This is a genomic window from Rhizobium oryzihabitans (assembly GCF_010669145.1).
GTDB lineage: Bacteria > Pseudomonadota > Alphaproteobacteria > Rhizobiales > Rhizobiaceae > Agrobacterium > Agrobacterium oryzihabitans.
On record NZ_CP048635.1, the window covers coordinates 417550 to 443015 of the forward strand.

18 protein-coding genes and 2 pseudogenes are annotated in these 25466 nt (G+C 61.6%); 3 read left to right on the forward strand and 17 right to left on the reverse strand.

Annotated elements, in window-relative coordinates:
* Nucleotides 1-23: 23 nt before the first annotated feature.
* From G3A56_RS18635 to G3A56_RS18675, 9 genes and pseudogenes are all read right to left on the reverse strand, one after another.
* Nucleotides 24-967, reverse strand: a pseudogene (locus G3A56_RS18635) (isoaspartyl peptidase/L-asparaginase family protein).
* A gap of 45 nt (nt 968-1012) precedes the next feature.
* Nucleotides 1013-2551, reverse strand: coding sequence for a hydantoinase/oxoprolinase N-terminal domain-containing protein (locus G3A56_RS18640; protein WP_082185709.1), 1539 nt, complete (start codon nt 2549-2551; stop codon nt 1013-1015).
* On the reverse strand, nt 2548-3624 hold the full coding sequence (locus G3A56_RS18645; RefSeq protein ID WP_082185708.1) for an S-methyl thiohydantoin desulfurase family protein: 1077 nt from the start codon (nt 3622-3624) through the stop codon (nt 2548-2550). Before G3A56_RS18645 ends, G3A56_RS18640 begins: the two co-directional genes overlap by 4 nt.
* A gap of 118 nt (nt 3625-3742) precedes the next feature.
* Nucleotides 3743-5338, reverse strand: a complete 1596-nt coding sequence (locus G3A56_RS18650) for an ABC transporter substrate-binding protein (RefSeq protein ID WP_164056775.1) — start codon at nt 5336-5338, stop codon at nt 3743-3745.
* A gap of 43 nt (nt 5339-5381) precedes the next feature.
* On the reverse strand, nt 5382-6515 hold the full coding sequence (locus G3A56_RS18655) for an S-methyl thiohydantoin desulfurase family protein (protein ID WP_082185707.1): 1134 nt from the start codon (nt 6513-6515) through the stop codon (nt 5382-5384).
* The gene (locus G3A56_RS18660) at nt 6508-8064 is read right to left on the reverse strand and encodes a hydantoinase/oxoprolinase N-terminal domain-containing protein (protein WP_062653078.1); all 1557 of its coding nucleotides are present in this window, start codon (nt 8062-8064) and stop codon (nt 6508-6510) included. Before G3A56_RS18660 ends, G3A56_RS18655 begins: the two co-directional genes overlap by 8 nt.
* 17 nt (nt 8065-8081) lie before the next feature.
* Nucleotides 8082-9728, reverse strand: a complete 1647-nt coding sequence (nikE, locus tag G3A56_RS18665) for a nickel ABC transporter ATP-binding protein NikE (RefSeq protein ID WP_082185706.1) — start codon at nt 9726-9728, stop codon at nt 8082-8084.
* Nucleotides 9729-9731: 3 nt separating this feature from the next.
* Nucleotides 9732-10613 (reverse strand): ABC transporter permease, encoded by an 882-nt coding sequence (locus tag G3A56_RS18670; protein WP_082185705.1) that lies wholly within the window; start codon nt 10611-10613, stop codon nt 9732-9734.
* Nucleotides 10613-11641: an ABC transporter permease gene (locus tag G3A56_RS18675; RefSeq protein WP_003500503.1), complete on the reverse strand. Its 1029-nt coding sequence runs from the start codon at nt 11639-11641 to the stop codon at nt 10613-10615. The genes G3A56_RS18670 and G3A56_RS18675 overlap by 1 nt, the downstream gene beginning before the upstream one ends.
* A gap of 136 nt (nt 11642-11777) precedes the next feature.
* On the opposite strand from G3A56_RS18675, the pseudogene G3A56_RS18680 reads away from it, so the two are divergent.
* Nucleotides 11778-14128: pseudogene (locus G3A56_RS18680) on the forward strand (helix-turn-helix transcriptional regulator).
* A 3-nt stretch (nt 14129-14131) separates the two neighbouring features.
* On the opposite strand, the gene G3A56_RS18685 reads toward G3A56_RS18680, so the two are convergent.
* From G3A56_RS18685 to G3A56_RS18705, 5 genes are read right to left on the reverse strand one after another with little or no spacing between them, the layout of a single operon-like run.
* Complete coding sequence (locus tag G3A56_RS18685) at nt 14132-14842, reverse strand: ribonuclease activity regulator RraA (RefSeq protein WP_082185704.1); 711 nt, start codon at nt 14840-14842, stop codon at nt 14132-14134.
* A gap of 37 nt (nt 14843-14879) precedes the next feature.
* Nucleotides 14880-16604, reverse strand: coding sequence for an L-arabinonate dehydratase (gene araD / locus G3A56_RS18690; RefSeq protein WP_082185703.1), 1725 nt, complete (start codon nt 16602-16604; stop codon nt 14880-14882).
* Nucleotide 16605: 1 nt separating this feature from the next.
* Nucleotides 16606-17685: a Gfo/Idh/MocA family protein gene (locus tag G3A56_RS18695; protein ID WP_082185702.1), complete on the reverse strand. Its 1080-nt coding sequence runs from the start codon at nt 17683-17685 to the stop codon at nt 16606-16608.
* The gene (locus G3A56_RS18700) at nt 17682-18698 is read right to left on the reverse strand and encodes a Gfo/Idh/MocA family protein (RefSeq protein WP_082185701.1); all 1017 of its coding nucleotides are present in this window, start codon (nt 18696-18698) and stop codon (nt 17682-17684) included. The genes G3A56_RS18695 and G3A56_RS18700 overlap by 4 nt, the downstream gene beginning before the upstream one ends.
* Nucleotides 18691-19743: a Gfo/Idh/MocA family protein gene (locus G3A56_RS18705; RefSeq protein WP_082185700.1), complete on the reverse strand. Its 1053-nt coding sequence runs from the start codon at nt 19741-19743 to the stop codon at nt 18691-18693. Before G3A56_RS18705 ends, G3A56_RS18700 begins: the two co-directional genes overlap by 8 nt.
* Before the next feature lie 117 nt (nt 19744-19860).
* Between G3A56_RS18705 and G3A56_RS18710 the strand changes: the two genes are divergently transcribed.
* Both G3A56_RS18710 and G3A56_RS18715 read left to right on the forward strand, forming a co-directional pair.
* Entirely contained in the window at nt 19861-20574 is a 714-nt protein-coding gene (locus G3A56_RS18710; protein ID WP_082185699.1) for a GntR family transcriptional regulator, read from the forward strand.
* Between the two features lie 44 nt (nt 20575-20618).
* On the forward strand, nt 20619-21527 hold the full coding sequence (locus G3A56_RS18715) for an SMP-30/gluconolactonase/LRE family protein (protein WP_246231388.1): 909 nt from the start codon (nt 20619-20621) through the stop codon (nt 21525-21527).
* A gap of 24 nt (nt 21528-21551) precedes the next feature.
* Here the strand turns inward: G3A56_RS18715 and G3A56_RS18720 are convergent, their stop codons facing one another.
* Genes G3A56_RS18720 through G3A56_RS18730 form a run of 3 tightly spaced genes read right to left on the reverse strand, consistent with a single transcriptional unit; the run spans nt 21552 to nt 25466 of the window.
* Complete coding sequence (locus G3A56_RS18720) at nt 21552-22865, reverse strand: HlyD family type I secretion periplasmic adaptor subunit (protein ID WP_082185698.1); 1314 nt, start codon at nt 22863-22865, stop codon at nt 21552-21554.
* A complete protein-coding gene (locus tag G3A56_RS18725; RefSeq protein WP_082185697.1) occupies nt 22852-24696 on the reverse strand; it encodes a type I secretion system permease/ATPase in 1845 nt (614 codons plus the stop codon). The genes G3A56_RS18720 and G3A56_RS18725 overlap by 14 nt, the downstream gene beginning before the upstream one ends.
* 14 nt (nt 24697-24710) lie before the next feature.
* Entirely contained in the window at nt 24711-25466 is a 756-nt protein-coding gene (locus tag G3A56_RS18730) for a calcium-binding protein (protein WP_003500487.1), read from the reverse strand.

A 25466-nucleotide genomic window follows, 5' to 3' on the forward strand; every position in this document is an offset into this window, starting at 1 on the left:
CACGCGGTCCGCTCGGTTGCCGGTTACAATTCCACCTCATAGACCCTGTCGTGGGTGGCAACGCGGGCCTCTCCTGATGGTGTCACCCAGCCCGGAACATGCCAGGCGTATTATAGGGCGCGGCAATGCCACCTTCGGCATCGATCGCCACAAGTCCGGCACCGATATCATAGGGGGCCAGATCCTTGTGAACCAGATTGCCGGCGGCGGTCTCCAGGTCCTGCCCGAGATAGGCGACACGGGACGCGATCTCATGGCCGACGACATAACGGATGAAAAATTCACCCTTGCCGGTGCCGGAAACGGCGCAGGCACCGTTACGGGCATAGGTGCCGGCCCCGATTACCGGGCTGTCACCCACCCGGCCGTCAGGCTTGTTGGTGTAGCCGCCGGTGGAGGTCGCGGCTGCGAGATGCCCCGCCGCATCCAGTGCCACGGCGCCGACGGTTCCGTGTTTTTCGTTTTCCGTCGCTTCCGTACCGGCAGTGGCATGGGCCTTCATGGCCGTCAGCGCCTCGACACGCTTTTGCGTGGTGAAATAGGATTGAGGCTCCGTGGCAAGCCCCTTCTCCTGCGCAAACCGGTCAGCCGCTTCACCGGTGAGATAGACTGCGCGTTCATCCTCCATGAGCGCCCGGGCCGCCTTCACCGGGTTGCGGATGGCGCGGGAGGCGCTGATCGCGCCTGCCGCCAGGGTCTTGCCGTCCATGATCGACGCGTCGAGTTCGTGAACGCCATTCTCGTTGAGCGCCGCCCCATGACCTGCGTTGAAATGCGGGCTGTCTTCCATGACGACGACCGCCGCCTCAACCGCTTCCAGCGCAGTGCCGCCAGCCTTCAGCACGCCATAACCGGCGCGCAGCGCCGCCGCCAGATCGTGGCGCGCCGCCTCCCACTCCTGCGGCGTCATGCTGTCTTCCGGCATCACGCCGCAACCACCGTGAATGGCCAATGCGATCTTCGTCATGTCCTCACTCCACTGTTGCCCTGCCGCCGGCAGGGCCTCTTACCATCAATGAAAGCCGATATCGCCGATAACACGCACGCGGACCCTGCGAGCGCCGCCAGGCAGATAGGCGATCGGAATATCCTCCACCTCAAGCGTCTTGAGGCTCGCGCGCTCCGCTCCCGAAGCAACCGCCGCGTTCTGCGCTTCGGTCTCGGCTTTCGCAAGGGCCTCGTCGCGGCTCAATCCGGAAAAGACCTGATCGACCTCGCCGGACACCTGCGCCATGGCTGCACCCAGCGCATTGGCAACACCTGCATTTTCCACACGCAGCACCTCGGATGCGCCCGGCACCTGCTCCGGTATCAGGAATGCGCCACCGCCCACCGCAACCAGCGGCACGTCTTCGGCTGATGTCTTCATCTGGTCGAAACTGTCGGCCACCATATCGCGGATACGGCCGAGCGTCGCCTGCACGAATGCCGGATCGAGGTCCTTAACACGATCCCTGTCGCCCATCTCGATCAGGCCTGCGGCAACGGCGACATCCGATGTCGTCAGTGTCTCGCCGCCGAAAACGCGGGCTTCGGTGAGGATGCGATACCCCACCGAGCGCGGGCCGATCTTGCCTGTCTGCGGGTCGACAATGGTGCCGCCGCCAAGTGCGATCGGCAGAAGATCGGGCATGCGGAAAAGGGTGCGCACCCCGCCAATATGAACGATATTGTTCGCCTCACGCGGGAACCCGCCGACAAGGCAACCAATATCGGAGGTGGTGCCGCCGACATCCACCACCATGGCATCGGAAAGCCCGGTGAGGAAAGCAGCGCCGCGCATCGAATTCGTCGGGCCGGAAGCGAAGCTGTGCACGGGGTTGGTAGCGGCGATATCCGCAAGCGCCACGGTGCCGTCGTTCTGGGTCAGATAGAACGGCGCCTTCACACCCGCTTCTCGCAGCGCATCCGAAAATGCCTGTACCGTGGTCTTGCCAAGCGTCTGCAGGGCGGCATTCAGAAGTGCAACATTCTCGCGCTCCAGCAGCCCGATGCGGCCGAGCGTATGGGAAAGCGTGATGCGTGCATCGGGGATTACCGAACGGACGATCTCCGCCGCCCTCACCTCGCACTCCGTGGTCAGCGGCGAAAAGGTCGCGGAAATGGCGATGGAGATGATGCCCGCATCGCGGATTTTCATCGCCGCTTCACGGATTTCATCCGGGATCATCGGCACCAGCGGACTGCCATCATATTCATGGCCGCCATGAACCATGAAGATCAGCGGATCGACGGCCTCGTGCAGATCCCTCGGCCAGTCGCACATGGGCGGCAGCGAAGAACCTGTTGGTAGCGCGATGCGGATGGCCGCGACCCGCTCCAGCCGGGCGCGCTCCACCACCGCATTGGTGAAATGCGTCGTGCCGATCATCACCGCGTCGATCGGGCGATCCGCCGCGCCGACATGGCCCGCCACGTGGCTCAATGCCGCCTTCACGCCGGACAGGACATCCTGCGTGGTCGGAACCTTGATGGAGGCAACAATCGTGTCGCCATCTATGAGAACGGCATCCGTATTGGTGCCGCCAACGTCAATACCGATGCGTTTCATGGGAATACCGATTTGAAATCAATGTCATAACCGAAGGCGCGCGGGCCGACGGCGGCGATGCCGGCAGGAGTCGTCAAGAGGTCCGGCGCCGGCAGGGCCACGACCGTGACACGCTGGCCATACCGCACCGATTCCGTGCCGATGGCGCTGCCCGAGATAGTGTCGAGAAGGCAGAGCAGGTCCGGCGTCATGGCAACCGGCTGGCCATCACGGAAGGCGACCGCCCATTCGTTCTGGAAGGCCAGCTCCATGCGCGAACCCCGGTCGGCGTCTATGCCTTCAATGGTCGTGCTGCCGCGCAGGAAGCCGCCGGTGGTCTCGCGGGCGACATCCACCACCTTGCCACGGAACAGCTGCTTGCCGCCCTCATGGTCGAGAACCGCCTGAACCGGATCGTCATGGCGCGCACGCGCCTCCATCACCGCGCGCCCGAGTTCGGTCGCTTTGGTGACGGTGTAATGAATGCCCCATTCCTTCACTTCCTTGCCGGTGCGCGGCGCCTTGCAGGTGGCGGCGGTGGAGCCGACTTCGGTGCAGACCTTGCGCGAGATGCGCTCCATCCATTTCCACGAGGCAGCCCGCGTGACGATCACCTCATTGTCGCGCACATCGACGAGCGACAGCGGGAACATCGGCAGGTTGCCGATGGCGAAGGATGTCATCTGCGCTTCCGGATAGGCGCGTCCCATGGCGTCCGCGTTCACGACCGGCCGGTCGAGCACGGCGGCGGCGAGGAAGGAGGAAAGCGCGTTCGAGCCGCCGATTTCCACGCTCATGATCGCCCGAAACGGCTTGCCGAGATAATCCTCCATCACCTCGACGGCGCGGGCGAGATGCACGGGATCCCCCAGCCGTTCCTGACCGACAAGCGGCGCACCCATCTTGGAGACGACGGCAACCATGTCGTCATCGGCAAGCGCCATGGGATCCATGACCTTTACCCGCCTGCCCTCGGCGTAAAGACGGCGCAGATTGAGCGTCGATATATAGGGGTTGCCACCGCCGCCGGTTCCCAGAATCCAGGCGCCGGTAGCCAGAGGTTCAATATCGTCTTCGGAAAATTCCTGGATCATGCGTCATCCTCGGGCATGCCGCAGCCGTTCCGGCCGCAGGCGATGCTCCTTCCCTTTGAAGGTCCAAGTCTGGCCAACCCCGCCATTTGTGGCGGGGCCGGTTTTCATGAAGTGGAGATCACTCCGCCTTGCAGTCCCAATGGAAATTGGAGAAGTTCAGGTCCCAGCTCTGCATGGGAATGAACTCGTAACCCTGAAGGCACTTGTTCGCCGCATAACGGCGGTTCGGCGCAACGGCCCAGACGTCAGGCTGAAGATCGGCGATCTTCGTCTGCAGTTCCTTGTAGGTGGCGTTCTGCTCGTTCACATCCGTGGTGGCGCGGACCTTGTCGATCAGCCCGTCGATTTCCGCATTCTGCAGCCATTCCATCGACATCCAGGTGCCGGATGCCTTGGAGTGATACTGGTTGTAGAACATCGAATCCGGCGACGGGTAGGTCGGCGAGATGTTCACCTGCGTCGATGCCGGCGTCGTTTCAGGCTTGGAGGACAGCTCGACGATACGGTTCCACGGCTCGGGCTTGATATCGAGCGTGATGCCGATCTGTTCGAGGCTGGATTGCAGAAGCAGCGCCACTTCCGCCTCGAAGGCCAGCGACGCGACATAGCTGTTGACCAGCGTAATCTTCTGGCCGGCATATTTCGACTTCGCCAACTCTTCCTTGGCTTTCTCCAGATCGTAAACGCCGGGCTGGATATCGCCATTATGCGCGTCCTTGAACGCGTCTGAGAGCGGTCCCTTCATATCGAAGCCCGGATAGATCACTTCCTGGATCGTCTTGTAATCCGTCGCATAGGCGATGGCGCGGCGAACGTGCACGTCGTCGGTCGGATAGACCTTGGTATTGAGCTTGATGACGAAACCGCCGGCGGTGCGGGTCTGGATCAGCTTGTAACCCTTCATCCGGCCGATGGATTCATAGGTGTCGTTGCCAAGCCCGTGCGAGGAAAGGCCGAGTTCGCCCTTTTCCGCCAGCGCCTTCACGGTGGCGTCGTCGCTGGTCTGCACGAAGCGCACTTCATCGATAGGCTTGCCCTTGGTCCAGCCGAGGAAATAATCGGCATTGCGGGCGATGACCATATCGGCGGAACGGTTGTAGCTGACGAGCTTGTAGGGGCCGGAGCCGGCGGAATGTTCGCCGACATAGGCCTCGCCCCATTTGTCTTCGGGCTTGGCATTGGCTTCGATCAGCGTCTTGTTCATCGCCATCATCAATGGCGTCGCCGCCATGAAAGGCGAGAACTGGCGCTCGATCTTCATGACCAGCGTGGCATCGTCAGGCGCAGTGACGTTTTCTGGCTTCAGAACGCCGACGATGAGGTTCGAAGGACCCTTGTTGATGCCGAGCAGGCGCTGGATCGACCAGGCAAGATCGGCAGCCTTTACCGCCGTACCGTCCTGGAATTTCGCATCGTCGCGCAGGTGGAAGGTGTAGGTCAGGCCGTCCTCGGAAATATCCCAGGATTTCGCCAGATGCGGCACGATTTCGCCCTTGGCGTTCACCGTGGTGAGGCCGTCATACATGTTCACGATGGCCATGTAGCCGGTGTAGTCCGTCACCTTCGCCGGGTCGAGCGAGCTGAATATCTGCATGGTGTTGACCGCGACTGACACCTTGTCTTCCGCAAGGGCTGCGGAAGAAACAAGCGGCAACGCAAGCGCCGTACCGAGCGCCAGCGCGGCGAGACGGGAAGAAAGTACAGGCATTTTCATTATCGTTCTCCTCTTTATTGCGGAGCATTGGCCCCGCTTATGGTTAGGCGGCCTTGCTGGCCGGAACGGGCAGCGGTGAGAAAGGAATGTCCGGGTAACCGAAGGCCGCCGGCCCGACGACCTCAAGCGCGCGGGCGCTGCGCAGCAGGTCATGGCAGGGGATGGCGATGACGGCCACGCGCTGGCCGTAGCGCAGCACTTCGGTGGTGATCGGATAACCGGTGTCGACATCGAGCAGGACGATCAGATCGGGAACCGTCACTTCCACCTTGCCGTCACGGGAAAACAGCAGGAATTCGTTCTGGATGGCAACGCCCGCCGTCTGGCCGGCGCAATCGTCGAAGCCGGAGAGCGTGAGATCGCCGACCGCGAAACCGCCGCGCAGGTGGCGCTTCAGATCGGTGATCTTGCCGTTGAAGATGCGCTTTCCGCCTTCTAGCGCGCAGACCGCGGCAATCGGATCTTCCTGCTGCTTGCGGGCGCGGATCACCGCCTCACCGATGGCGATCGCCTTGGTGTAGGTTTTCGGAATGCCGTATTGGTGCACGTAATGCGCCTGCATCGGCGCGGTCGCCAGCATCGCGCCGCCGCCCTGCGAAACGACGCAGGCGCGCGCCATGCGCTCGTGCCAGACTTCGGAAACGGCGTGGCTGAAGATAACAGCATTGCCGTGCAGATCGCACATCACCGACGGCGTGGAACTGTGGCCGTAGATGGAGAAGGTGGTCATCTGCATTTCCGGGAAAGCCCGGCCCATGCCATCGCAATCAAGGATCGGCAGGCCGCCCAGCGCCGCGGTGACCAGCGGGTTCATGGAATTGGAACCGCCGATTTCCTCGCAGACGATGGCGTCGACAGGCGTGCGGATCAGCTCTTCCATGGCGCGCAGGCAACGCAGTCCCTCACGGCCCTCGCGAATGCGCTCCACGCCGACCACCGGCGCGCCGATGCCGCCGATGGACATGCAAAGCGCGTCCGGCTCGATGGCATCGGTGGCAAGGATCTTCATCTCGTAACCGGCCTTCATCGCCTCGAGTGCAAGCAGCTTGCCCAGATAGGGATTGCCGCCGCCGCCCGTGCCGAGAATGCCGGCGCCGATTTCCAGCGCATCGAGATCTTCACGGGTCAGCGTCCGCAATGCCGCTTCGTCATATTTCAGCTTGCGCGTCTCAGCCATGATTGGCTCCCATTTCTCCAACGACTTTCACATGAATGCGGGTGGCATTGCCGGGCAGATAGGCAAGCGGCATGTCCTCGCGCTCGATGACTTCCAGCGTCTCGGCGACCGCGCCGGCCGCAATCGCCTTCTCGCGCGCCTCCGCTTCAGCTTCCGCCAGTGCACTCTCGCGCGTGCGTCCGTCCACCAGCGAGAAGACCCGGTCGGTCTCGCCGCTGATCTGCGCGATTGCCGCGCCGACGGCATTGGCCACCGCGAAATTCTCGGGCCGGATGACCTCAAGGTCACCGATACGATCCGGCATCAGGATGGAACCGCCGCCAACGGCAATCACCGGCACCGGTGACGACGAGATGCGGCTGCGCTCCACGCAGGCCTCGAGCATGTCGTTGATCTTGTCGACCGCCGCATCCACGAGCTTTTTGTCGAGGCTGGAGACCAGCGCCTTCTCACCCACATCCGCCTTGCCGGAGGCAACCGCGATATCGGTTGCCGTCAGGGTCGAGCCACCGAAGCAGAGTGCATCGCGGCGAACGCGGTAACCGACGGATTTCGGGCCGACGGTCAGCCCATGGTCGCCCTTGACCACCAGCGAACCACCACCGAGACCGATGGAGAAGACGTCAGGCATGCGGAAATTGGTGCGCACGCCGCCAATATCCACCGTCGTGGAAGCCTGACGCGGGAAGCCATGCGACAGCGAGCCGACATCGGAGGTGGTGCCGCCGACATCCACCACGACGGCATCCTTGAGACCAGTAAGGAAAGCCGCACCGCGCATGGAATTCGTCGGTCCGGAAGCGAAGGTGAGCACGGGGAAGCCACGCACCACATCCGCCGCCATCAACGTGCCGTCGTTCTGGGTAATGTAGAACGGGCAGGTGATGCCCGCCGCCTTCAGCGCCTCACCGAAAGCGGCGACGGTGCGGTCGGCAAGCGACAACAAGCTGGCATTCATGATCGCCGCGCTCTCGCGAGCGAGCAGACCGTGGCGGCCGATATCCTTGGACATGACAACCGGCAGGCCGGGGCAACGCTCCTGCAGGATTTCCTTCGTCCGCAGTTCCATCGCATCGTTGATGCCGCTGAAAACGCAGGTGACGGCGGCCGCCTTCAGGCCCTTGGCGCGGATGTCGGCGGCGATGCGGACGATTTCGTCCTCATCAAGGGCTGAGATTTCACGACCGTCGAATTCATATCCGCCCCGGACCTGATATCCGTGGTTACCAACGATTTCTCTCAGATCATCCGGCCAGTCGACCATGGGCGGCAGGCCGGCGCCGGACGGCAGGCCGAGACGGATGGCGGCCACCTCGTCCATATGCCGGCGCTCGATCACCGCATTGGTGAAATGCGTGGTGCCGATCATCACGGCGCCGATGCGTGCCCTGTCGATGCCCGATGCCTCGATGACCTTTTCAAGGGCTTCGATGACACCGGACGTCACATCTTCGGTGGTGGAGGCTTTCACCCCCGCCAGAACGGTTTTATCCTGTAACACAACGGCATCGGTATTCGTGCCGCCGACGTCAATTCCAACGCGATACACGTCAGGCTCCTCTTTTATCAATCGGTCGTTTTTACGAGGAAGCGCATGCGCTCTTCCTCGGTCACGGTGGGTTTCAGACGCTCTTCCTCGTCCGTGACGACGGGGATCGCCGCGATCAGGGCGCGGGTATAGGGATGCGACGGCTCAGCGAAGACCGCAGATGTCACCCCCTCCTCGACGATCTCGCCACGCAGCATGATGGCGATGCGCGAACAGAAATTGCGCATCAGCGACAGGTCGTGCGAGATCATCAGGTAGGTCAGGCCAAGCTCCTCCCGCAGCTGCAGCAGAAGGTCGATAACGGTCTTCTGCACGGAGACATCAAGCGCGGCCGTCGGCTCATCGAGGATGAGGATTTTCGGCTCCGCCGCCAGCGCGCGGGCTATCGCCACGCGCTGCTTCTGGCCGCCGGAAAGTTCGTGCGGATATTTGCCGAGATAGGATTGCGGCAACCGCACCAGCCCCATCAGTTCCTGCATACGGCTTTCACGCGCCTGCCCATCCATGCCGATGGATTTCAGCGGCAGGGTCAGCGTCTGTTTCACCGTGCGCTTCGGATTGAGGGACGTGCCTGGATTTTGATAAACGATCTGCGTCAGCCGCTTGCCGCGCTCAGGTGCCGGGGCGTCGATGACAAGACTACCGGAGGTGGGACGGGAAAGGCCCATGATCATGCGCGCAACCGAGGTCTTGCCGGAACCGGATTCACCCGCAAGGCCAAAAACCTCGCCCTGCTTCAGCGTCAGGTTCACGTCGCGCACGGCATGGTAGCCATTGCGCCTGCCATAAATCTTGTTCAGGCCTTCGATGGTGATGATCGGCTGCCGCGTGCTTTGCGTGAGATCCGTGACACGCGAGCCATAGAGCGGCGGCACTGCATCCAGCAGCGAACGCGTATAATCCGCAGCGGGAGCGTGCAGGATTTGCGTGCAAGGACCGGTTTCGACGATATCGCCGTGGTGCATAACCACGACCCTGTCGGCCACCTTGCGCACGACGCCGAGATTGTGGGTTATCATCAGCAGCGCCATGTTTTCTTCGGCAACCAGCTGGTTGATGAGATTGAGAATTTCATCCTGTGTGGTGACGTCGAGCGCCGTGCCAGGCTCGTCCGCGATCAGGAGCTTCGGCTGGTGCAGCAGCGCAAGGCCGATCAGCACGCGCTGGCGCATGCCGCCCGAAAGCTCGGACGGATAGGCATTCATGACCCTCTCGGTATCGCCTAGCTGCACGCGGCGCAAAACCGCTGCGATACGGGTGCGACGCTCCGCCTTGGACGAGTTGATGCCGTCACGTTTGTCGGCAAAGCGCATGACATCATCGAGATGCGTGCCGATCTTGAAGACCGGATTGAAGGAAGACAGCGGGTCCTGCATGATCAGCGAAAATGCCGTGCCCTTCAGCGCCTCGCGTTCCCTTCGCGGCATGGCGAGCACATCCCGGCCATCGATCACGATCGCACCGGAGGTGATCGAGGCATTCTTCGGCAAAGTGCCGATGATCGCCTTGGCGGTGACGGATTTACCCGATCCGGTTTCACCGATCAACGCCACGCGCTCACCAGCGGCAACCGTAAAGGCGACATCGCGCAACACCTGGCGCGTGCGGCCATAATTGGTGAAGGTGACGTTGAGGTTTTCGACTTTGAGAAGCGGTTCAGTCATGGCTTAGCTTTCCACGTCGAACATGTCACGCAGGCCGTCGCCCAGCAGATTGAAACCCAGCGTAACGTAAAGCACGGCCGCACCGGGGCAGAGGACTTCCCACCAGAAATCCGGCATGAACTGACGCCCGTCGGCAACCATCGATCCGAGATCGGGGGTCGGCGGCTTGACGCCAAAACCGAGGAAGCTCAGCGTCGCGCCGAAGAGGATGACGAAAGCCGCATCCAGCGTCGTCTTGACCGATATGACCGAGACGCAATTGGGCAGGATTTCGCGAAAGAGAATGTGCAGCGGTCCGGCACCGGCAAGACGCGCGGCTTCGATATAATCCTCGGATGCGATGGATTTCGACACCGAATAGATCAGCCGCGCATGCCAGGTCCACCACAGAAGCGTGATCGCGATCATGGCGTTCATCAAGGTGGGTTCCAGCAGGTTGGAGACCGCCAGCGCCATGACGAGCGGCGGCATGGCCAGCATTACATTCGTCAGGCCACTGATGATTTTTTCAGTCCAGCCACCGAAATACCCGGCGACCAGGCCAAGCACCGTGCCGACGGGAACCGAAATGCCGAGCACGCCGATGACGAGAAGAAGCGAGACCCTGAGCCCGAAGACGGTACGGGAGAAAATGTCGCGTCCGGCCTTGTCCGTGCCGAACCAGTGCTCCAGATCCGGCGGCATGTGGCGGGCACGGAAATCGACGACAGCGCCGATATGTTTGGGATAGGGCGTGAGCCAGGGCGCAAAGATCGCCAGAACCAGCACCGACAGCAGGATCAGCGAACCGATGACCGCCGCCGGATTGCGGCTGAAGCGATACCACATCATGTAACCGGCGCTTAGGCCCCGATCGGTGGGTTCGAGCATTTTGATATCAGCCATCAGCGAGCCTCCTTGCGGCGCAGGCGCGGGTCGATGATCGAGATCAGGACATCCACGATCAGGTTCGCAACGATGAAGAACAGGCCGGCCACCAGCACCACGGCGGTCACGGCATTGAGGTCTTTCTGCAGGATGGCGTTCAGCCCGTAGGAAGCGAAGCCGCCCCAGGCGAAGACCATTTCGATCACGAAGGCATTGCCGATCAGCGAGGCGAATTCGAGCCCCATGATCGTCAGCGGCGCGATGGAGGAGAGCTTCAAGAGATAACGGAAGATGATGACCCGCTCCGGCACGCCGAAGCTTTGCAGGGTGAGCACGTGATCCTTGCGCTGGTTCTCGATCATCGAGGAACGCGTGATGCGGGTGATTTGGCCGATGCCGGCCATGGAGAGCGCAAAGGCCGGCAGCGCAAGGTGCTTCAGCGCATCCAGCACCACATCGAACCGTCCGGCAAGCGTCCCGTCGATCAGGATGAAGCCCGTCGGGCCGCCCTGCCAGCCGAGCGAGTGATCGAGCCTGCCGATGATCGGCCAACCGGAGAGAAAGCGGGCGGCGAGCAATTGCAGCGTGATCGCAAAGAGAAAGCTCGGGATCGTCACGCCTGTGAGCGACAGGATGCGGCCGATATGGTCGAGCGGCCGGTCGCGGTAATGCGCGGTGATGACGCCGAGCGGGATGGCGACGGCAAACATGAAGATAACCGAGACCAGAACCAGTTCGACGGTGGCTGGAACGGTCTGCGCCAGATCGGTGGTGACCGGACGCTGGGAAACCAGTGAGAAGCCGAGATCGCCGTGCAAGGCATTCCCGATATAGTCGAGATATTGGGCGGCGAGCGGTTTATCGAGACCCATCTCGCCGCGCAGCGCATCCACCTGTTCCTGCGTTGCCGCGGGGCCGAGTGCCATGCGGGCGGGATCACCCGGCACCACGCGGGCGAGAACGAAGATCATGATGGACAGGGCGATCATGACCAGCACGAAAGCGCCGAGCCTGTTCAAAATCGCGACCAGCGGATGTTGCTGCATCGGTGGAACGTTCCTTGTGCATCAGTTGCCTGAGCACAAGTTTTCACCACACGTCCTTTCGAACAATCGCCGAAAGGTATAGTTTTTTGATGAATGAGTATAGGTTTTTGAATTCAAATCGCCTATCCCTTTCTCAATGACGCTTCTGCCGCGCACCCACCTCTGCCGCCGCATCGCCAGCGAAACCGCAGGCGTGATCTTTCTGCGCGCACCCGCAGGTGCGGGAAAAAGCGTTCTCATGGACTTGCTGGCACACGAGCTGGGAACCGAGGTATGCCGGACGCACCAGCCTAGAAGTGATGATGCGGCAAAAGGCTGTCTGCTTTGGGATGTGCCGGTCTTCGCACGCGCGGTCCGCATGCCCGCCCCTATTCTGGAAACCGTGCGTTTCGTGGTCATCGCCTGCCGTCCGGATCAACGTATCAGCGGGCTGGCGCGGCAGATCCTGCATCGCGGCTCGCTGACGATCGGGGCAGATGAACTGGTCTTCGGCCAAGATGAGGCCGCGGGCCTTCCATTGGAACAGAAGCGCCTCGCGCTCGATGACTATGCGGGGTGGCCGGCCTTTCTGTCTCTCGCCCGCCTGGCCGACGAAAAACTATGCGTCGACTATCTGCGGGAAAATTATCTGCCACACCTGTCACCGGCGCAGACGGTTGCGCTTTCGCTCTGGCTCGAAAATCCCTCGGCAGCACCAGGCGCGGACTGGGCCGAACTCCTGCCGCCGTTCCTGACCGCAAACCCGGAAAAACACGGCACGCTGATAAGGCTTCTGACCGTGGCGGCGAAAGACCGTCTCGCCACATTGCAGGCTGGCAGCGCCGTGGTGGAGGTCGCCTCGGCTTTCGAAAGAGAAGGGCGGGCGCTTGCGGCAATGGCCATGTTGCTCGACCGCGGTTACGAGACCCACGCCGCGCAAATCCTTGAACGCGCCCATGGGCGCGAACTGATCTACCGAAGCAGCGTCGACAGGTTTCGCGATATCATCATGCGGTTTTCGCAAGACATGATCGCGGCGAACGAGACCGTGCTCTTTGCCGTCACCCGCGCGCTTCTGAAACAGGGCGAATTGCAGCGCGTGCGCCATCTGCTCGGCAAGAGCCTCGGTTCGGATTATCTCGATCCGCTCAAGGTGCTTGCCCGTGGCTCGCGTTTTTCCTTCGCCGCCCGCACCTTCCGGCTGAACCTGATGATCGCCGAGGACCTGACCCCCAATGACGCCGTGATAACGCGTCTCGCGGAGTTCATGGCCGATTATCCCATGGACGATCACGGCAAATGGGCGGCCTATTACAATGCACTGCTGGAATTCGAAATCCGCCGCCGCAATTTCCGCGAGGCGGAGGCCGCCGCCGCACGCGCTCTGATCTATCTGCGCAAGATGGGCGGGCAGCCCCTGCTGGAATTTTTCATCCATCTGCACCAGATCGTGCTGCGGCTGATGAGCGGCGATGTGCTTCTGGCCCGTCGGGCGGCGCAGGAGGCGCGCGCGCGGCTGGAACAGGTGCCGCATGATGCTGCGCAGGAGTTCCGGATGTTGCGGCTGGCGGAAGCCTGTCTTGCCTATGAGGCGGGAAAGCCGCGCGACCTGCTGCATTTCGTCGAGCACGAATTTGATCATTTCGCTGCCGCCGAGATATGGCCGAGCCTGATGCAGTTTGCCCTGTTTTACGCCTCGCAGGTGTTGATCGACCATTTTCCGATGACCGTTCGACCTGGCTTTCTCGACGGCCTGTGGATCCACCTTTCGGAAGGGCTGCAATTCCATGCGATGATGGAGGTCAGGACGGCGCTCGCCTATCAGAACGCCAACCGCTGGGCGGATGCGGCAGCGACGCTTTCCGCGATCCGCATGCCCATGGGCCGCAACTGGGTGGAGAGCGCGCATGAGGATCTTTCCCGACTGATGCGCCGCGATGAAATCGCCTATGTCATGGCGTGGCTGCGCGATGCGGTGCATCTTTTCACGCCGCGTGCCTATCTCTCCGCCAGATCGACGCGATGATCGCCAATCCCAAGGTCACCAACCGCGAAAAGGTCGCGCTGAGAATCTGGCAGAGCTATGCCGCGCATCAGCGCCGCGACAATGCCGCCGCCCGCGCCCACATCCTCACGGCCCTTGAATCGGCGACCCGCCTTGGCTGCAGCGGCGTCCTGTCGGAGGAGCGCATCTTCCTGTCGCCGCTTCTGAACAATCGCCGTATCCGCAGCTTTATCGAAACCTCGTCCGATGTCCGCACCGCGCTGTCGATTTTCGCCGCTTCGGTGAATTCACCGCAGGCCCGCGCCCTGCATGGCGGGCTTTCGCAGCGGGAGGCGCAGATGTTGCAACTGCTCGCCAGCGGCATGTCGAACAAGAAGATCGCCCAGACGCTCAATATCTCGGAAGTGACGGTGAAGTTTCACCTCGGCAACCTGTTCCGCAAGCTGGATTGCAAACGCCGCGCGGAGGCGATCCGCGCGGCGAAAGCACTGGGCTGGCTGTAAGGTTCAGCGGTTGTTCTTCTTGCGCCATTCGGCAAAAGCCATCTGGTGCTCCTCCTTGGTGCAGGGGTAAAGCCCGATGATCGACTGGCCGGCCTTGACCTGCTCCACGACGAAATCCTCATAAGTCGTCATTTCCACCGCCTCGGTGGCAATCTCGTCGGCAATGCCGGCGGGAATGACGATGACGCAATCGGCGTCGCCAACGATGATGTCGCCGGGAAAGACCGGCGCGTCACCGCAGCCGATCGGGCCGTTGATCTCGATCGCCTCGTGTTTGGTCAGATTGGTCGGGCTGGAAGGGCGTGTGTGGTAGGCCGGAATATCCAGCTCGGCAATCGTTGCAGCGTCACGAAAACCGCCATCGGTCACGATGCCCGCACCGCCACGAACCATCAGGCGCGTGACCAGAATATCACCGGCCGAGGCGGCGCTCGCATCCTTGCGGCTGTCGATCACCATCACATGGCCCGGCGGGCAGGTTTCAATGGCGACGCGTTGCGGATGGGCGGGATTGCGAAATTCGACGAGCTGGTTGCGGTCCTCACGGGCGGGCATGTAACGCAGGGTGAAAGCCGGGCCGACCATATTCGTGCCCTTGTAGCCGAGCGGATGCACGCCCTGAATGACCTGGTTTCGCAGGCCGCGCTTATAAAGCGCTGTCGCCAGCGTGGCGACGGAAATGGTTTTCAGCTTGTCACGGGTCTCGTTGTTCATTCAGTATCTCCTGTCATTCTGCTTGATGGCACATGGCCTAAAAAATATCCGGCTCACCGGCCGAGCGGCCGAAATCGGTCTGCAGGAAGTCGAAATCACACCCCTGATCGGCCTGGCTCACATGTTTGGAAAAGATATAGCCGTAGCCGCGCTCATAACGCGGCGGCGGTGCCTGCCAGGCGGCCCGGCGGCTGGCGATTTCCTCATCGCTGACCAACATGTCGAGGCGGCGCTGCGGCAGATCGAGCCGCACGATATCGCCTGACCTCAGCAAGGCGAGCGGCCCGCCGATGAAACTCTCCGGCGCAACATGCAGCACGCAGGCGCCATAAGAAGTGCCGGACATGCGGGCATCGGAGATGCGCAGCATGTCGCGATGGCCTTGTTTGATCAGCGCCTTGGGGATCGGCAGCATGCCCCATTCGGGAAAACCGGGGCCGCCAAGCGGACCGGCATTGCGCAGCACCAGCACATGATCCGGCGTCACATCGAGATTTTCATCGTCGATCGCCGCCTTCATCTCGGGATAGCTGTCAAAAACCAGTGCCGGGCCTTCATGGATGTGAAATTTCGGATCGCAGGCGGCGGGTTTGATGACCGCACCATCCGGACAGAGATTGCCGCGCAAAACGGCGAGTGAACCTTCCGCATAAACCGGATTGTCGAGTGAACGGATCACATCGTCATTATAAACCTTTGCGCCCTCGAGATTTTCGCCCATGCTGCGGCCCGTTACCGTCAGGGCGGAACAATCGAGCCGGCTTTCAAGCTGCTTCATCAGAGCGCGCAAACCGCCCGCATAATAAAAGTCCTCCATCAGATAATCCTTGCCGGAGGGGCGGACATTGGCGATGAGCGGCGTGACGCGGCCAAGCTCATCCAGATCGTCAAGCGTCAGCGGCACACCGGCGCGGCGCGCCATGGCGATCAAGTGCACGACGGCATTGGTCGAACAGCCGGTCGCCATCGCGACGATGGCGGCATTGCGGAACGCGGCCGCCGTCAGAATGCCGTCCGGGGTCAGATCCTCACCCACCATTTCCACGATGCGGCGCCCGCAGGCGGCAGACATGCGCTGGTGTTCGGCATCCACCGCCGGAATGGAGGACGCGCCCGGCAGGGTCAGCCCCAGGGCATCGGCAATAGCCGTCATGGTCGATGCGGTGCCCATGGTCATGCAGACGCCGGCGGAACGGGCGATACCGCCCTGAAGCCCACGCCACTCCTCATCGCTGACATTGCCTGCCCGGCGCTCGTCCCAATATTTCCAGGCGTCGGAGCCAGACCCCAGCACCTTGCCGGCATAATTGCCGCGCAGCATCGGCCCGGCCGGCAGATAGATCATAGGCACGCCGGCGGAGATTGCACCCATGACGAGGCCCGGCGTCGTCTTGTCACAACCGCCCATCAGCACCACGCCATCCAGCGGATGAGAGCGGATCATTTCCTCCGTCTCCATCGCCAGCATGTTGCGGTAGAGCATCGATGTCGGCTTGGTGAAACTCTCATCGACCGAAAGCGACGGCATCTCGACCGGGAAGCCGCCCGCCTGCAAGACACCGCGCTTCACATCCTTCACGCGTTCGGGAAAATGCGCGTGACAGGTATTCAGCTCCGACCAGGTGTTGAGGATGCCGATAACCGGCTTGCCGACAAAATCCTCTTCCGCATAACCGAGCTGCATCATGCGCGAGCGGTGACCGAAACTGCGCAGGTCGTCAGGAGCGAACCAGCGGTCGGACCTCAATTTCCTGTCGGTCATGTCAGGCTTCCCGCAAAACCGGCGCTTGCGGCGCCCAGCCCTTATAGAGATCGTCATCGGAAGTCAGCGGCAACCGCACAGGCTGTCCCTGACGCACGGATTTGTAGATGGCGGTGACGAGTTCGATGGATCGCAACCCGTCAGCCACGGTCACTTCATTGCCGCCGCGCCCCTCCACCGCATCCGCGATAGCTTCGAGGAAACCGGCAAAGCCATCCAGCCCGGTGCCGACCTTCGCCAGAACCGCGTCGATCTCCTCCTGCGTCGTCGGCGCGCGTGCCGTGAACCGCCAGGTGTCTTCGGCCGGCGCATAGGGCTTGGTACCGCTTTCGGCGGTCAGCCCCTCGAAACAGAAACGCAGTCGCGACGTATCATTACCCGCGCCGAGCGTGACGGAGCTTGTGACCAATGCCCCACTCTTCATGCGCAGGCTGATAGCCGCGCAATCTTCGGTCTCGATGGTGTTCACCCTTGTATCGGCAAACGCGAATACTTCCTCGACGGGACCCAGCACATGGCAGATGAGATCATGGGCATGAATGGCATGGCCGAGGGTCGCGCCGCCGCATTCGCCTTTCCATGTGCCGCGCCAAGGAATGGAGTAGTAGTCTGCGCCCCGGTTCCAGTGCACTTCGGAACTGGCGACAAAGGCTTTCCCCGCAAGACCGGCATCGATGAGCGCACGCAATTGCCGCATGGCATGGCCGAAACGATACTGGAAAACCGGGAAGACCTGACGACCGGTGTTCTTCACCGAAAGAAGCAGCGCATTCGCCTCTTCCAGCGAACGCACCAGCGGCTTTTCGCAGATCACATCCTTGCCGGCGGCATGGGCCTGAAGGGCGACCGGAAAATGCAGATGCGGCGGCAGACATATGTCGATCAGCGAAATGCTCTCATCCGCCAGTACCTCATCCAGGCTGGCGGTCACCTTTATCGAGGGATCATCCTCGGCAAGCTTGCGCGCCCGCTCCAGATCGAGATCGCAGATTGCCTTGACCGCGTAACGCCCGGAAAGTGCGCGATACCCCTTCAGATGCAATGCGCCGATGCCGGCGCCGATGATTGCAACGCCGATCATGCCGTTCTCCCTTCGGCCTTTGCCTGCGCCTGAAGCGCGAGTTCGCAAACCTTGAACACATGCGCTTGCGGCATGGCGGTTTCAGTGCGGTTGCGGATATCGGCCGACAGGCGGTCGAAATAGGGCAGACCGGCATCGGAAGCATCGATATATTCGCAGCGGTCGCCATTGACGAGAATGAGCCGGTCAGTGCCCGGCTTGTTGCCGAGATCGACATATTTCCGGAGCTCGATATAGCCCTCCGTTCCGAGAATGGTCAGGCGGCCATCGCCCCAGGTCGGCAGCGCATCGGGCGTATACCAGTCGACGCGGATGTAACCGTGGCCCCGGTCACCGCGCAGCAACACCTCGCCGAAATCCTGCAAACCCGGATCGCCGGGATTGGCGTAATTCGCCACCGTCGCCGAAACCACTTCCACCTGCGTCGAGCCGGTAAAGAACATGAACTGGTCGATCTGGTGGCTGGCAATATCGGTCAGGATGCCACCATAGGCTTCGCGGTCGAAAAACCAGTCAGCGCGCAGCGCGCGGTTGAGCCGGTGCGGCCCCATTCCGATGGTCTGCACGACCCGGCCAATGGCGCCGGCAGCCACCAGTTCCGTCGCCTTTGTCACACTTGGCACCTCGAAACGTTCCGAAAAATTGACCGACCAGATGCGTTTGGTCCGGGCAACGGCCTCGCGCAGACGTTCCAGTTGCGCGAGTGTCGTGCATCCCGGCTTGTCCGACATCACATCCTTGCCCGCATCCATGGCACGGATAGCGAGATCGGCACGGTTCTTCGGAACATCGGCGATCAGGACGAGGTCGATGGTCGGGTCGGCAAGCACGTCTTCAACGCTCGTCATGCGGGGAACATCGGGGAACCGTTTCAGGAAACCTTCCACGACTTCTGGTTCGCCCTCCGTCCACCAGCCGGCAAATTCCGCCCCGGCATTCAGCATGTTCTGTGACATGCCAAAAATATGCCGGTGCTCGATACCGAGAGCCGCAAATTTGATTGGTTTAGTCATTGCGCAGTTCCACTTCCTTGCCGCCTTCGGCGGATTTGACGATTGCATCGATCAGTCGGTGAGAATGGAGCGCGGCCTTACCGGTCACCACCGGCTCACGCTCCGAAACGAGGGCATCGACGAAATCCTCAAGGACAGCCTGATGCCATTCATGGGTGAAAGCCATGGGATCGGCGCCACCACCGGTGCCGGACGCGGCACCGCCAAAAGCCTCGCTGCGCCCGTCCCTCCAGTCCACATGCAGCACGCCGGAAGCGAGTCTCAGACTTGCCTTTTCAAAATGCAGGGTAATTGTTTCCGCCCCGCCGGGAAAACTGGCGGTACTTGCCACCAGTGAACCTACGGCACCGTTTTCGAAACGCAGCCCGGCAGAGACGAAATCCTCCGTCTCCATCCTGTGAAACCGCGTCGTTGCCGCCATGGCCTGCACCCGTGCGACCGGACCGGCAAGGCTGAGCGCCAGATCGATCGTATGGATTGCCTGCGATATCAGAACGCCGCCGCCATCCCGCTCCCGCGTTCCGCGCCCCGGCTCGTCATAATAGGCTTGGGTGCGCCACCAGGGCACGGAAATCTCGCAGACACCGAGTGCACTGAGTGTGCCGCCGGCAACAAGCTCATTCGCTTTCAGGGATGCAGCCCGCATGCGGTGCTGGAAAACAATGCCGAGCGTGACGCCGGCGCTGCGGCAGAAAGCGACAACTTCCTCAGCCTCCGCTGTGGTGCGGGCAACCGGCTTTTCGAGAAGGATATGTTTGCCGGCACTTGCTAGCGGATGGACCACGCTTGCGCGGGCGTTCGGCGGTGTCGCAACAATGGCAAAATCCACCTCGGGATCGTCGGCGACCTCCTCAATGGATCGATAGACGGCGACATCATTCCCGACAAGTTTGGATGCCTCTTCTGCAAGGCGCGCCGCCCGCCCGGAGCCGCCATCGACAAGTCCCTTGAGCGTCATTTTATCGGCACAGGCGGCCGCTGCCAGCACATGGGTTCTGGCCACCATTCCCGCACCAACAATGACAAAAGTTTTGCCTGTCCGCATGACCGCGAGCCTCCCAACCCACGCTTGGCGGTAAAAGTGCATACCGGTATGCCGGTTGTCAATAAATTTGCATTCCGGTAAACAGGATTATGAGAATTGCCGGAAGCAGGGGGAAAAATGCGAAAAGGCCTGACGACAGAGCGCCCGACCCCGGAGATGGAGCCGCTGGATTTGAACCGTCCCGCGGTGGACCAGATCTATGCCGCGCTGAAGGGCGCCATCCTCGCAAGACAGCTTGCACCGGGTCAGGCCGTGTCGGAAAACGATATCGGCCAGCTTTTCAATTCCAGCCGCACGCCTGTTCGCGAGGCATTAAGCCGTCTTCGCGATGACGGGTTGATTGTCACCCTGCCGAGCCGGGGAACGTACGTCTCCAAACTATCGGAACAGCAGATCAGAAGCGCCCAGTTCATCCGCGAGGCGCTGGAAGTGGCCGCCATTCGCAGGCTTTGCCAGATGGACCTGTCCGCCCGCGCAATGCGCGACATCGAACAGGCTCTTGCCGCCCAGCGCCAGGCGATCGTGGACGGCGACAGAAAAGCGTTCCGCCTGCATGACGATCAGTTTCACAGCGCGCTGGCCGCCGCCACCGGTCTTGACCGTCTGGAAATACTGCTGATGCGGGAAAAGGCGGCACTGGACCGGTTGCGGGTGCTCGCCATAACCGATGAGGCCCATATGGCCCGTCTGCTTTCCGAACACGAGGCTGTCTACGACGCAGTCAAGGCTAGGGATGAAGAGCGCGCCGTGGAATGGCTGCGCCAGCATCTGCGACGTGTCCTTGGCATTTTGTCGCAAATATACGAGGCTCACCGCGAATATTTCGACTAGCGGCAAAAGCCTTCGAAGATCAGACCGGACGAATTGAAAGCACAATGGCAGAGATGATGCGGAATTTGGGGCAGGCGGAACTTTTCTGCGACGTGATCGGCACGCTTGCGGAATCCCCCGTATGGGACGAACGGCGACAAGCCCTTTTCTGGTGCGATATCGTGGAGAAAAAGCTCCATTCCTTCGCCCCTTCCAGCCGGACATACTGGACATGCACCCTTGCGGACACCGTCTCCTGTCTTGGCCTTTGTGAAAGCGGCAGGCTGATCGTCGCATGTGGAATGCAGATCCTGCTGGTTGATCCTGAAAGCGACACGGTGCAAACGCTCGTTACCATACCCGCGCCCGATGCCCTGCCCTGCCGGCTGAATGATGGCCGTGTCGGCCCGGACGGCGCATTCTGGGTGGGCACCATGGATGGCGGCCCGTTCAGCGAGATAAGGCCGAAAGGTCAATTGTGGCGGGTCACCGCAAACGACATCCGCCTTATGGAAACGGGGCTGACCTGTCCCAACGGCCTCGCCTTTTCCGCCGACGGATCGGTGATGTGGCACAGCGATTCCGTTCAGCAATGGATCCGCAGGCGACGCTTCGACAAAGAGACCGGCGCTTTCGACGACGGCCGGATCATCGCCCGGCCGACCGAAGAAGATGGCCGTCCGGACGGCGGCTGCGTGGATGGCGCCGGCAGGTACTGGAGCGCCGGCGTTTCCGCTGGCGTGCTGAATGTTTACGATGATGACGGCAAGCCATTCAATAAAATCCGGATGCCGGTGCCGCATCCCACCATGTCCTGTTTTGGTGGCGAGGATTTCCGGACCCTGTTCGTCACCTCACACGGAAACAAGATGAGTGAGGAGACCCGCACGCGCTTTCCCCATTCCGGCGGCGTCTGGGCCATTCCGGCCGATGTTCAGGGTTTTCCGGCCTTCCGCTTTGCGGACGGGGCATGACCCGTCCGCTGTCTGCCTGAAGCTTCAGTCCTCCCGGAAGGCGCGGCTGATCTGGTCCGTCAGCGGCTTGGCGATATAGGACAATGCTGTCCTTTCGCTGGTCTGAATGAAGGCTTCGGCAGGCATGCCCGGCACCAGCGGCGCATTGTTAAGCTTTTCCCGCTCGGTAACCGGCACGGAAATCCTCGCCAGATAATAGGACAGACCAGTGCGCTGATCGGTGGTGATATCCGCCGCGATGCGACTGACATGGCCTTCCAGTTCCGGCGTGACGCGCTGGTTGAAGGCTGTCATGCGCAGCATGGCTTTTTGCCCCAGCTGCAGCTGGTCGATATCCTTCGGTACGATCTGCACCTCCAGCGCCAGCTCATCTCCGTCGGGCACGATGAGCATGATCGGATCGGCGGGTGTCACCACGCCGCCCACGGTATGCACCGCCATTTCATGCACCATGCCAGATTGCGGCGCGATGATATCGATACGTTTCAGCTCGTCCTCGGCAGCCACCTTGCGCTCGACATATTCGCCCATCTGGGCCTGTATCTCGCGAAGTTCGCGCCCGACCTCGGTGCGCAGTTCCTGATCGATCTGGAGAATTTGCAGTTTCGTCTCGGTGATCCGGCCTGCCGTCTGCGCCTGATAGGCGATTTTTTCGCCACGCTCGCCGCCAAATGTCGCGGCCTGGGTCTGCAGGCTGTTCAGCCGCTGCACGGAGACGACACCCTGTTCCCGGAGGGATTTCTGCGAGATGATCTCGGCCTGCAGAACGGCAAGGCCATTGTCATAGGCAACCTCCTGCGCCTTCAGGCCTTCAATCTCGTGCTCGAACTGGGTGATGCGCTCGGATAGCTGCGCTTTGCGCCCCTCGCGATAAGATTTGCGGAATTCGAACAGCTTGGTTTCGCTGCGCATGGCGGAAGCGACATCCGGATCGTCCTTGCGCGCGACAAGAGCCTGCGGAAAAGTGAGTTCCGCCAGATCGTCACGCTCGGCTTCCAGCCTTGCCATGCGTGCGCTGAGCTCATCCAGTCGCTTGGTGACGATGGCGAGATTGGCGCGGGTCTGGGTCGCGTCGAAACGCATGACGACATCGCCGGCCTTGACCCTGTCACCCTCGCTCACCAGAATTTCGCCGACGACGCCACCTTTGGGGTGCTGCACTTTCTTGCTGTAGGAATCCACGACCAGATGCCCGGACGCAACGACCGCGCCGGCAAGATTGGTCGTTGCGGCCCATCCGCCGACACCGGCCAGCAGCGCGACACTCGCGGCAAGGCCAGCAAGAAGATGTTTGCGAATGGAGCGGGACACCTCGGTGCGCTGGTCAGTTTTTGACATCCGTATCCCCTTCCTGGCGCACGTCTGCAGCGTCTTCCAGCGCCACCGCCTGGGGTTTGGTGTTGGCGACGACGCGCAGCGGCGAAATCGTTTGGGCGGAGGCGGTAAAACCCTTGACCCCCTGCCCGTTTGGCGCGCGCAGTACTTTCGACAGCACCTCGTCGCGCGGGCCGAAGGCTTTCATCCGCCCCTCCTCCATCATCAAAATGAAATCGACGGCACCGATCGCGCTCGGCCGATGCGCAACGACAACGGCGATGCCGTTGCGCGCCTTGACCGACGCAATCGCCCTGACGACGGCCGCTTCGCCTTCCGCATCGAGATTGGCGTTCGGCTCGTCCAGCACCACAATGAAAGGATCGCCATAAAGCGCACGGGCAAGACCGATGCGCTGGCGCTGTCCTGCCGAAAGCGCGGAGCCGGCTTCACCTATGTCGCTGTCGTAACCCTTCTCGAAGCGCAGGATCAGTTCGTGGGCACCCGCGGCTTTCGCCGCCGTGATGATGGCCTCGGGATCGGGGTTGTCCTCGAAACGGGAAATGTTTTCGCCGATCGTGCCGTCGAAAAGCTCCACGCCCTGCGGCAGATAACCGATGTGGCGGCCGAGGGCTTCGCGATCCCATTGATCAAAGCTCGCGCCATCGAGCCGCACCTTGCCGGCGGCCGGCATCCAGGCACCGGTGAGAATGCGCGAAAGGGTGGATTTGCCCGAGCCGGACGGGCCGATGACGCCGAGCGCGTTTCCGGCGGTCACGACAAAACCAAGTCCCGCAACGGTCGGCTTTCTCTCCCCCGGCGGAACGATGGTAACGTTTTCGACCCTCAGTTCCTTCTCGGGCTTCGGCAGAGCCATTGCTGCGGCCGTGGCCGGCATCTGCGCGAAAAGCTCTTTCAGCCGCGCCCAGCTCTGCCGGGCCGCCACGAAGGATTTCCAGTTGGAAATCGCCAGATCGACGGGCGCGAGCGCCCGACCCATCATGATCGAGCTTGCGATCATCACGCCGCCTGAGGCCTCCTGCTGGATGACCAGCCATGCGCCGACCGCGAGAATGGCCGATTGCAGCACGACCCGCAGGGATTTCGCAATATTGCCGAGGCCACCGGCCACATCGCCTGCCTTGCGGTTGGCGGCAAGATAGGCCTCGTTGGCGATTTGCCAGCGTTTGCCGAGCCGGCCTGCAAGCCCCATAGCCTGGACGACCTCGGCGTTGCGGCGCGAGGCTTCCAGCTGCCGATTGCGCGCCATGTTTTCGACCATGGTGTCGCGAATCGGCTTCTGGGAAAAGATATTGGTCAGAATAGTCAGGGATATGAGCAGAATGGCGCCGGCAAGGGCCGTCACACCGATCCAGAAATGAAACAGAAAACATATGCCGAGATAGAGCGGCATCCACGGCAGATCGAAAAAGGCGGTCGGCCCCGTGCCGGACAGAAAACCGCGCACATTGTCGAGATCGCGCAGCGGCTGCAGACCGTCACCCGGCATGCGGTTGACGAGCGGAAGCCGCACCACCGCATCATGCACCCGGCCGGAGTAGCGCATGTCGAAATCTTCGCCGATGCGGATCAGAACGCGGGCGCGGATGATATCGAGCAGGCACTGGAAGCCATAGAGACCGAGCGCAAGAAGGGCGAGCCCGACCAGCGTCGGCAGGCTGCCGCTCGCCAGCACCCGGTCATAGACCTGCAGCATGAACAGGGGCGACGTGAGCGCGAGTATATTGACCACGCCACTGACGAGCGCAACGCCGAGAAATGTGCTTTTAAGGGGCGAAACAACCGCCGCAGTGAGGGACTGCGGCGGTGTCTGCTGGTGGTTTTGAAAGCCCACAGCCTGATTTTCCTTTACGCGGCAAGCGCCGATGCGCTGGCGAAAATGAAGTCCGATGCGTCGAGTACGCTTGCATCGACGCCGACGAGTGTGATCGAAACTGACGCGTTGGAGTCAGATTCTACCACCGCATTGCCGTTGAGGTTATACCAGAACAGGTCAGCGACCGAGGTCGAGCCCCAACCGGATACATCAAGCTTATCAGTACCATCCTGATAACCATAGGTGCCGGTTGGTCCTGCGGTTACGATATCGTTACCACCCGAGAACACAAATGTATCAGCGCCGGCAAAACCGGTCAGCGTGTTCGAAGACGCGGTATCCTCGATCACAGTGCCAGTGGCAGCGAAGTAGTCATAGAAACCGGCCAGCGAGCCGAAGCGCGCAAGCTGGTAAACGGCGAGGTCAAGCAGATCGCGCGCGCCTGCGAGCGAGTAGGAGCCGTCGGGATCGATCAGCAGTTCCTGCTGGCTGACGGCGATGCCGCTGGTGGACTGGCTGTAGCCGGTACCCAGAACGATGCTGTCGACTGAACCCGTCAGGTTGCCCTGGGAGTACTGCAGAGCGCCGCTCATGACGATGCCCTTGCCGCCGTTGCTGCCATCGCCCCAAGCCTCATAGGTGGTATTCGGATCGATGGTGGTCGTGGCGAGAGAGCTGGTCTGAGCGTCGTAGAACGCACCATAGGTCGAACCGAAACCGCTCGTCCAACCGTTGAGGTAGCCGATCAGGTCGGAGGAAGACTGCGTCAGTTGAATTGTGGTAGCCAT

Excerpts from the sequence above, each read along its gene's own strand:
- G3A56_RS18675 (WP_003500503.1), bottom strand. The coding sequence starts at position 11,641 with ATGCAGCAACATCCGCTGGTCGCGATTTTGAACAGGCTCGGCGCTTTC.
- G3A56_RS18710 (WP_082185699.1), top strand. The coding sequence starts at position 19,861 with ATGCGAAAAGGCCTGACGACAGAGCGCCCGACCCCGGAGATGGAGCCG.
- G3A56_RS18655 (WP_082185707.1), bottom strand. The coding sequence starts at position 6,515 with ATGGCTGAGACGCGCAAGCTGAAATATGACGAAGCGGCATTGCGGACG.
- G3A56_RS18670 (WP_082185705.1), bottom strand. The coding sequence starts at position 10,613 with ATGGCTGATATCAAAATGCTCGAACCCACCGATCGGGGCCTAAGCGCC.
- G3A56_RS18685 (WP_082185704.1), bottom strand. The coding sequence starts at position 14,842 with ATGAACAACGAGACCCGTGACAAGCTGAAAACCATTTCCGTCGCCACG.
- araD (WP_082185703.1), bottom strand. The coding sequence starts at position 16,604 with ATGACCGACAGGAAATTGAGGTCCGACCGCTGGTTCGCTCCTGACGAC.
- nikE (WP_082185706.1), bottom strand. The coding sequence starts at position 9,728 with ATGACTGAACCGCTTCTCAAAGTCGAAAACCTCAACGTCACCTTCACC.
- G3A56_RS18720 (WP_082185698.1), bottom strand. The coding sequence starts at position 22,865 with ATGTCAAAAACTGACCAGCGCACCGAGGTGTCCCGCTCCATTCGCAAA.
- G3A56_RS18640 (WP_082185709.1), bottom strand. The coding sequence starts at position 2,551 with ATGAAACGCATCGGTATTGACGTTGGCGGCACCAATACGGATGCCGTT.
- G3A56_RS18730 (WP_003500487.1), bottom strand. The coding sequence starts at position 25,466 with ATGGCTACCACAATTCAACTGACGCAGTCTTCCTCCGACCTGATCGGC.
- G3A56_RS18705 (WP_082185700.1), bottom strand. The coding sequence starts at position 19,743 with ATGCGGACAGGCAAAACTTTTGTCATTGTTGGTGCGGGAATGGTGGCC.
- G3A56_RS18645 (WP_082185708.1), bottom strand. The coding sequence starts at position 3,624 with ATGATCCAGGAATTTTCCGAAGACGATATTGAACCTCTGGCTACCGGC.
- G3A56_RS18715 (WP_246231388.1), top strand. The coding sequence starts at position 20,619 with ATGGCAGAGATGATGCGGAATTTGGGGCAGGCGGAACTTTTCTGCGAC.
- G3A56_RS18650 (WP_164056775.1), bottom strand. The coding sequence starts at position 5,338 with ATGAAAATGCCTGTACTTTCTTCCCGTCTCGCCGCGCTGGCGCTCGGT.
- G3A56_RS18695 (WP_082185702.1), bottom strand. The coding sequence starts at position 17,685 with ATGATCGGCGTTGCAATCATCGGCGCCGGCATCGGCGCATTGCATCTG.
- G3A56_RS18700 (WP_082185701.1), bottom strand. The coding sequence starts at position 18,698 with ATGACTAAACCAATCAAATTTGCGGCTCTCGGTATCGAGCACCGGCAT.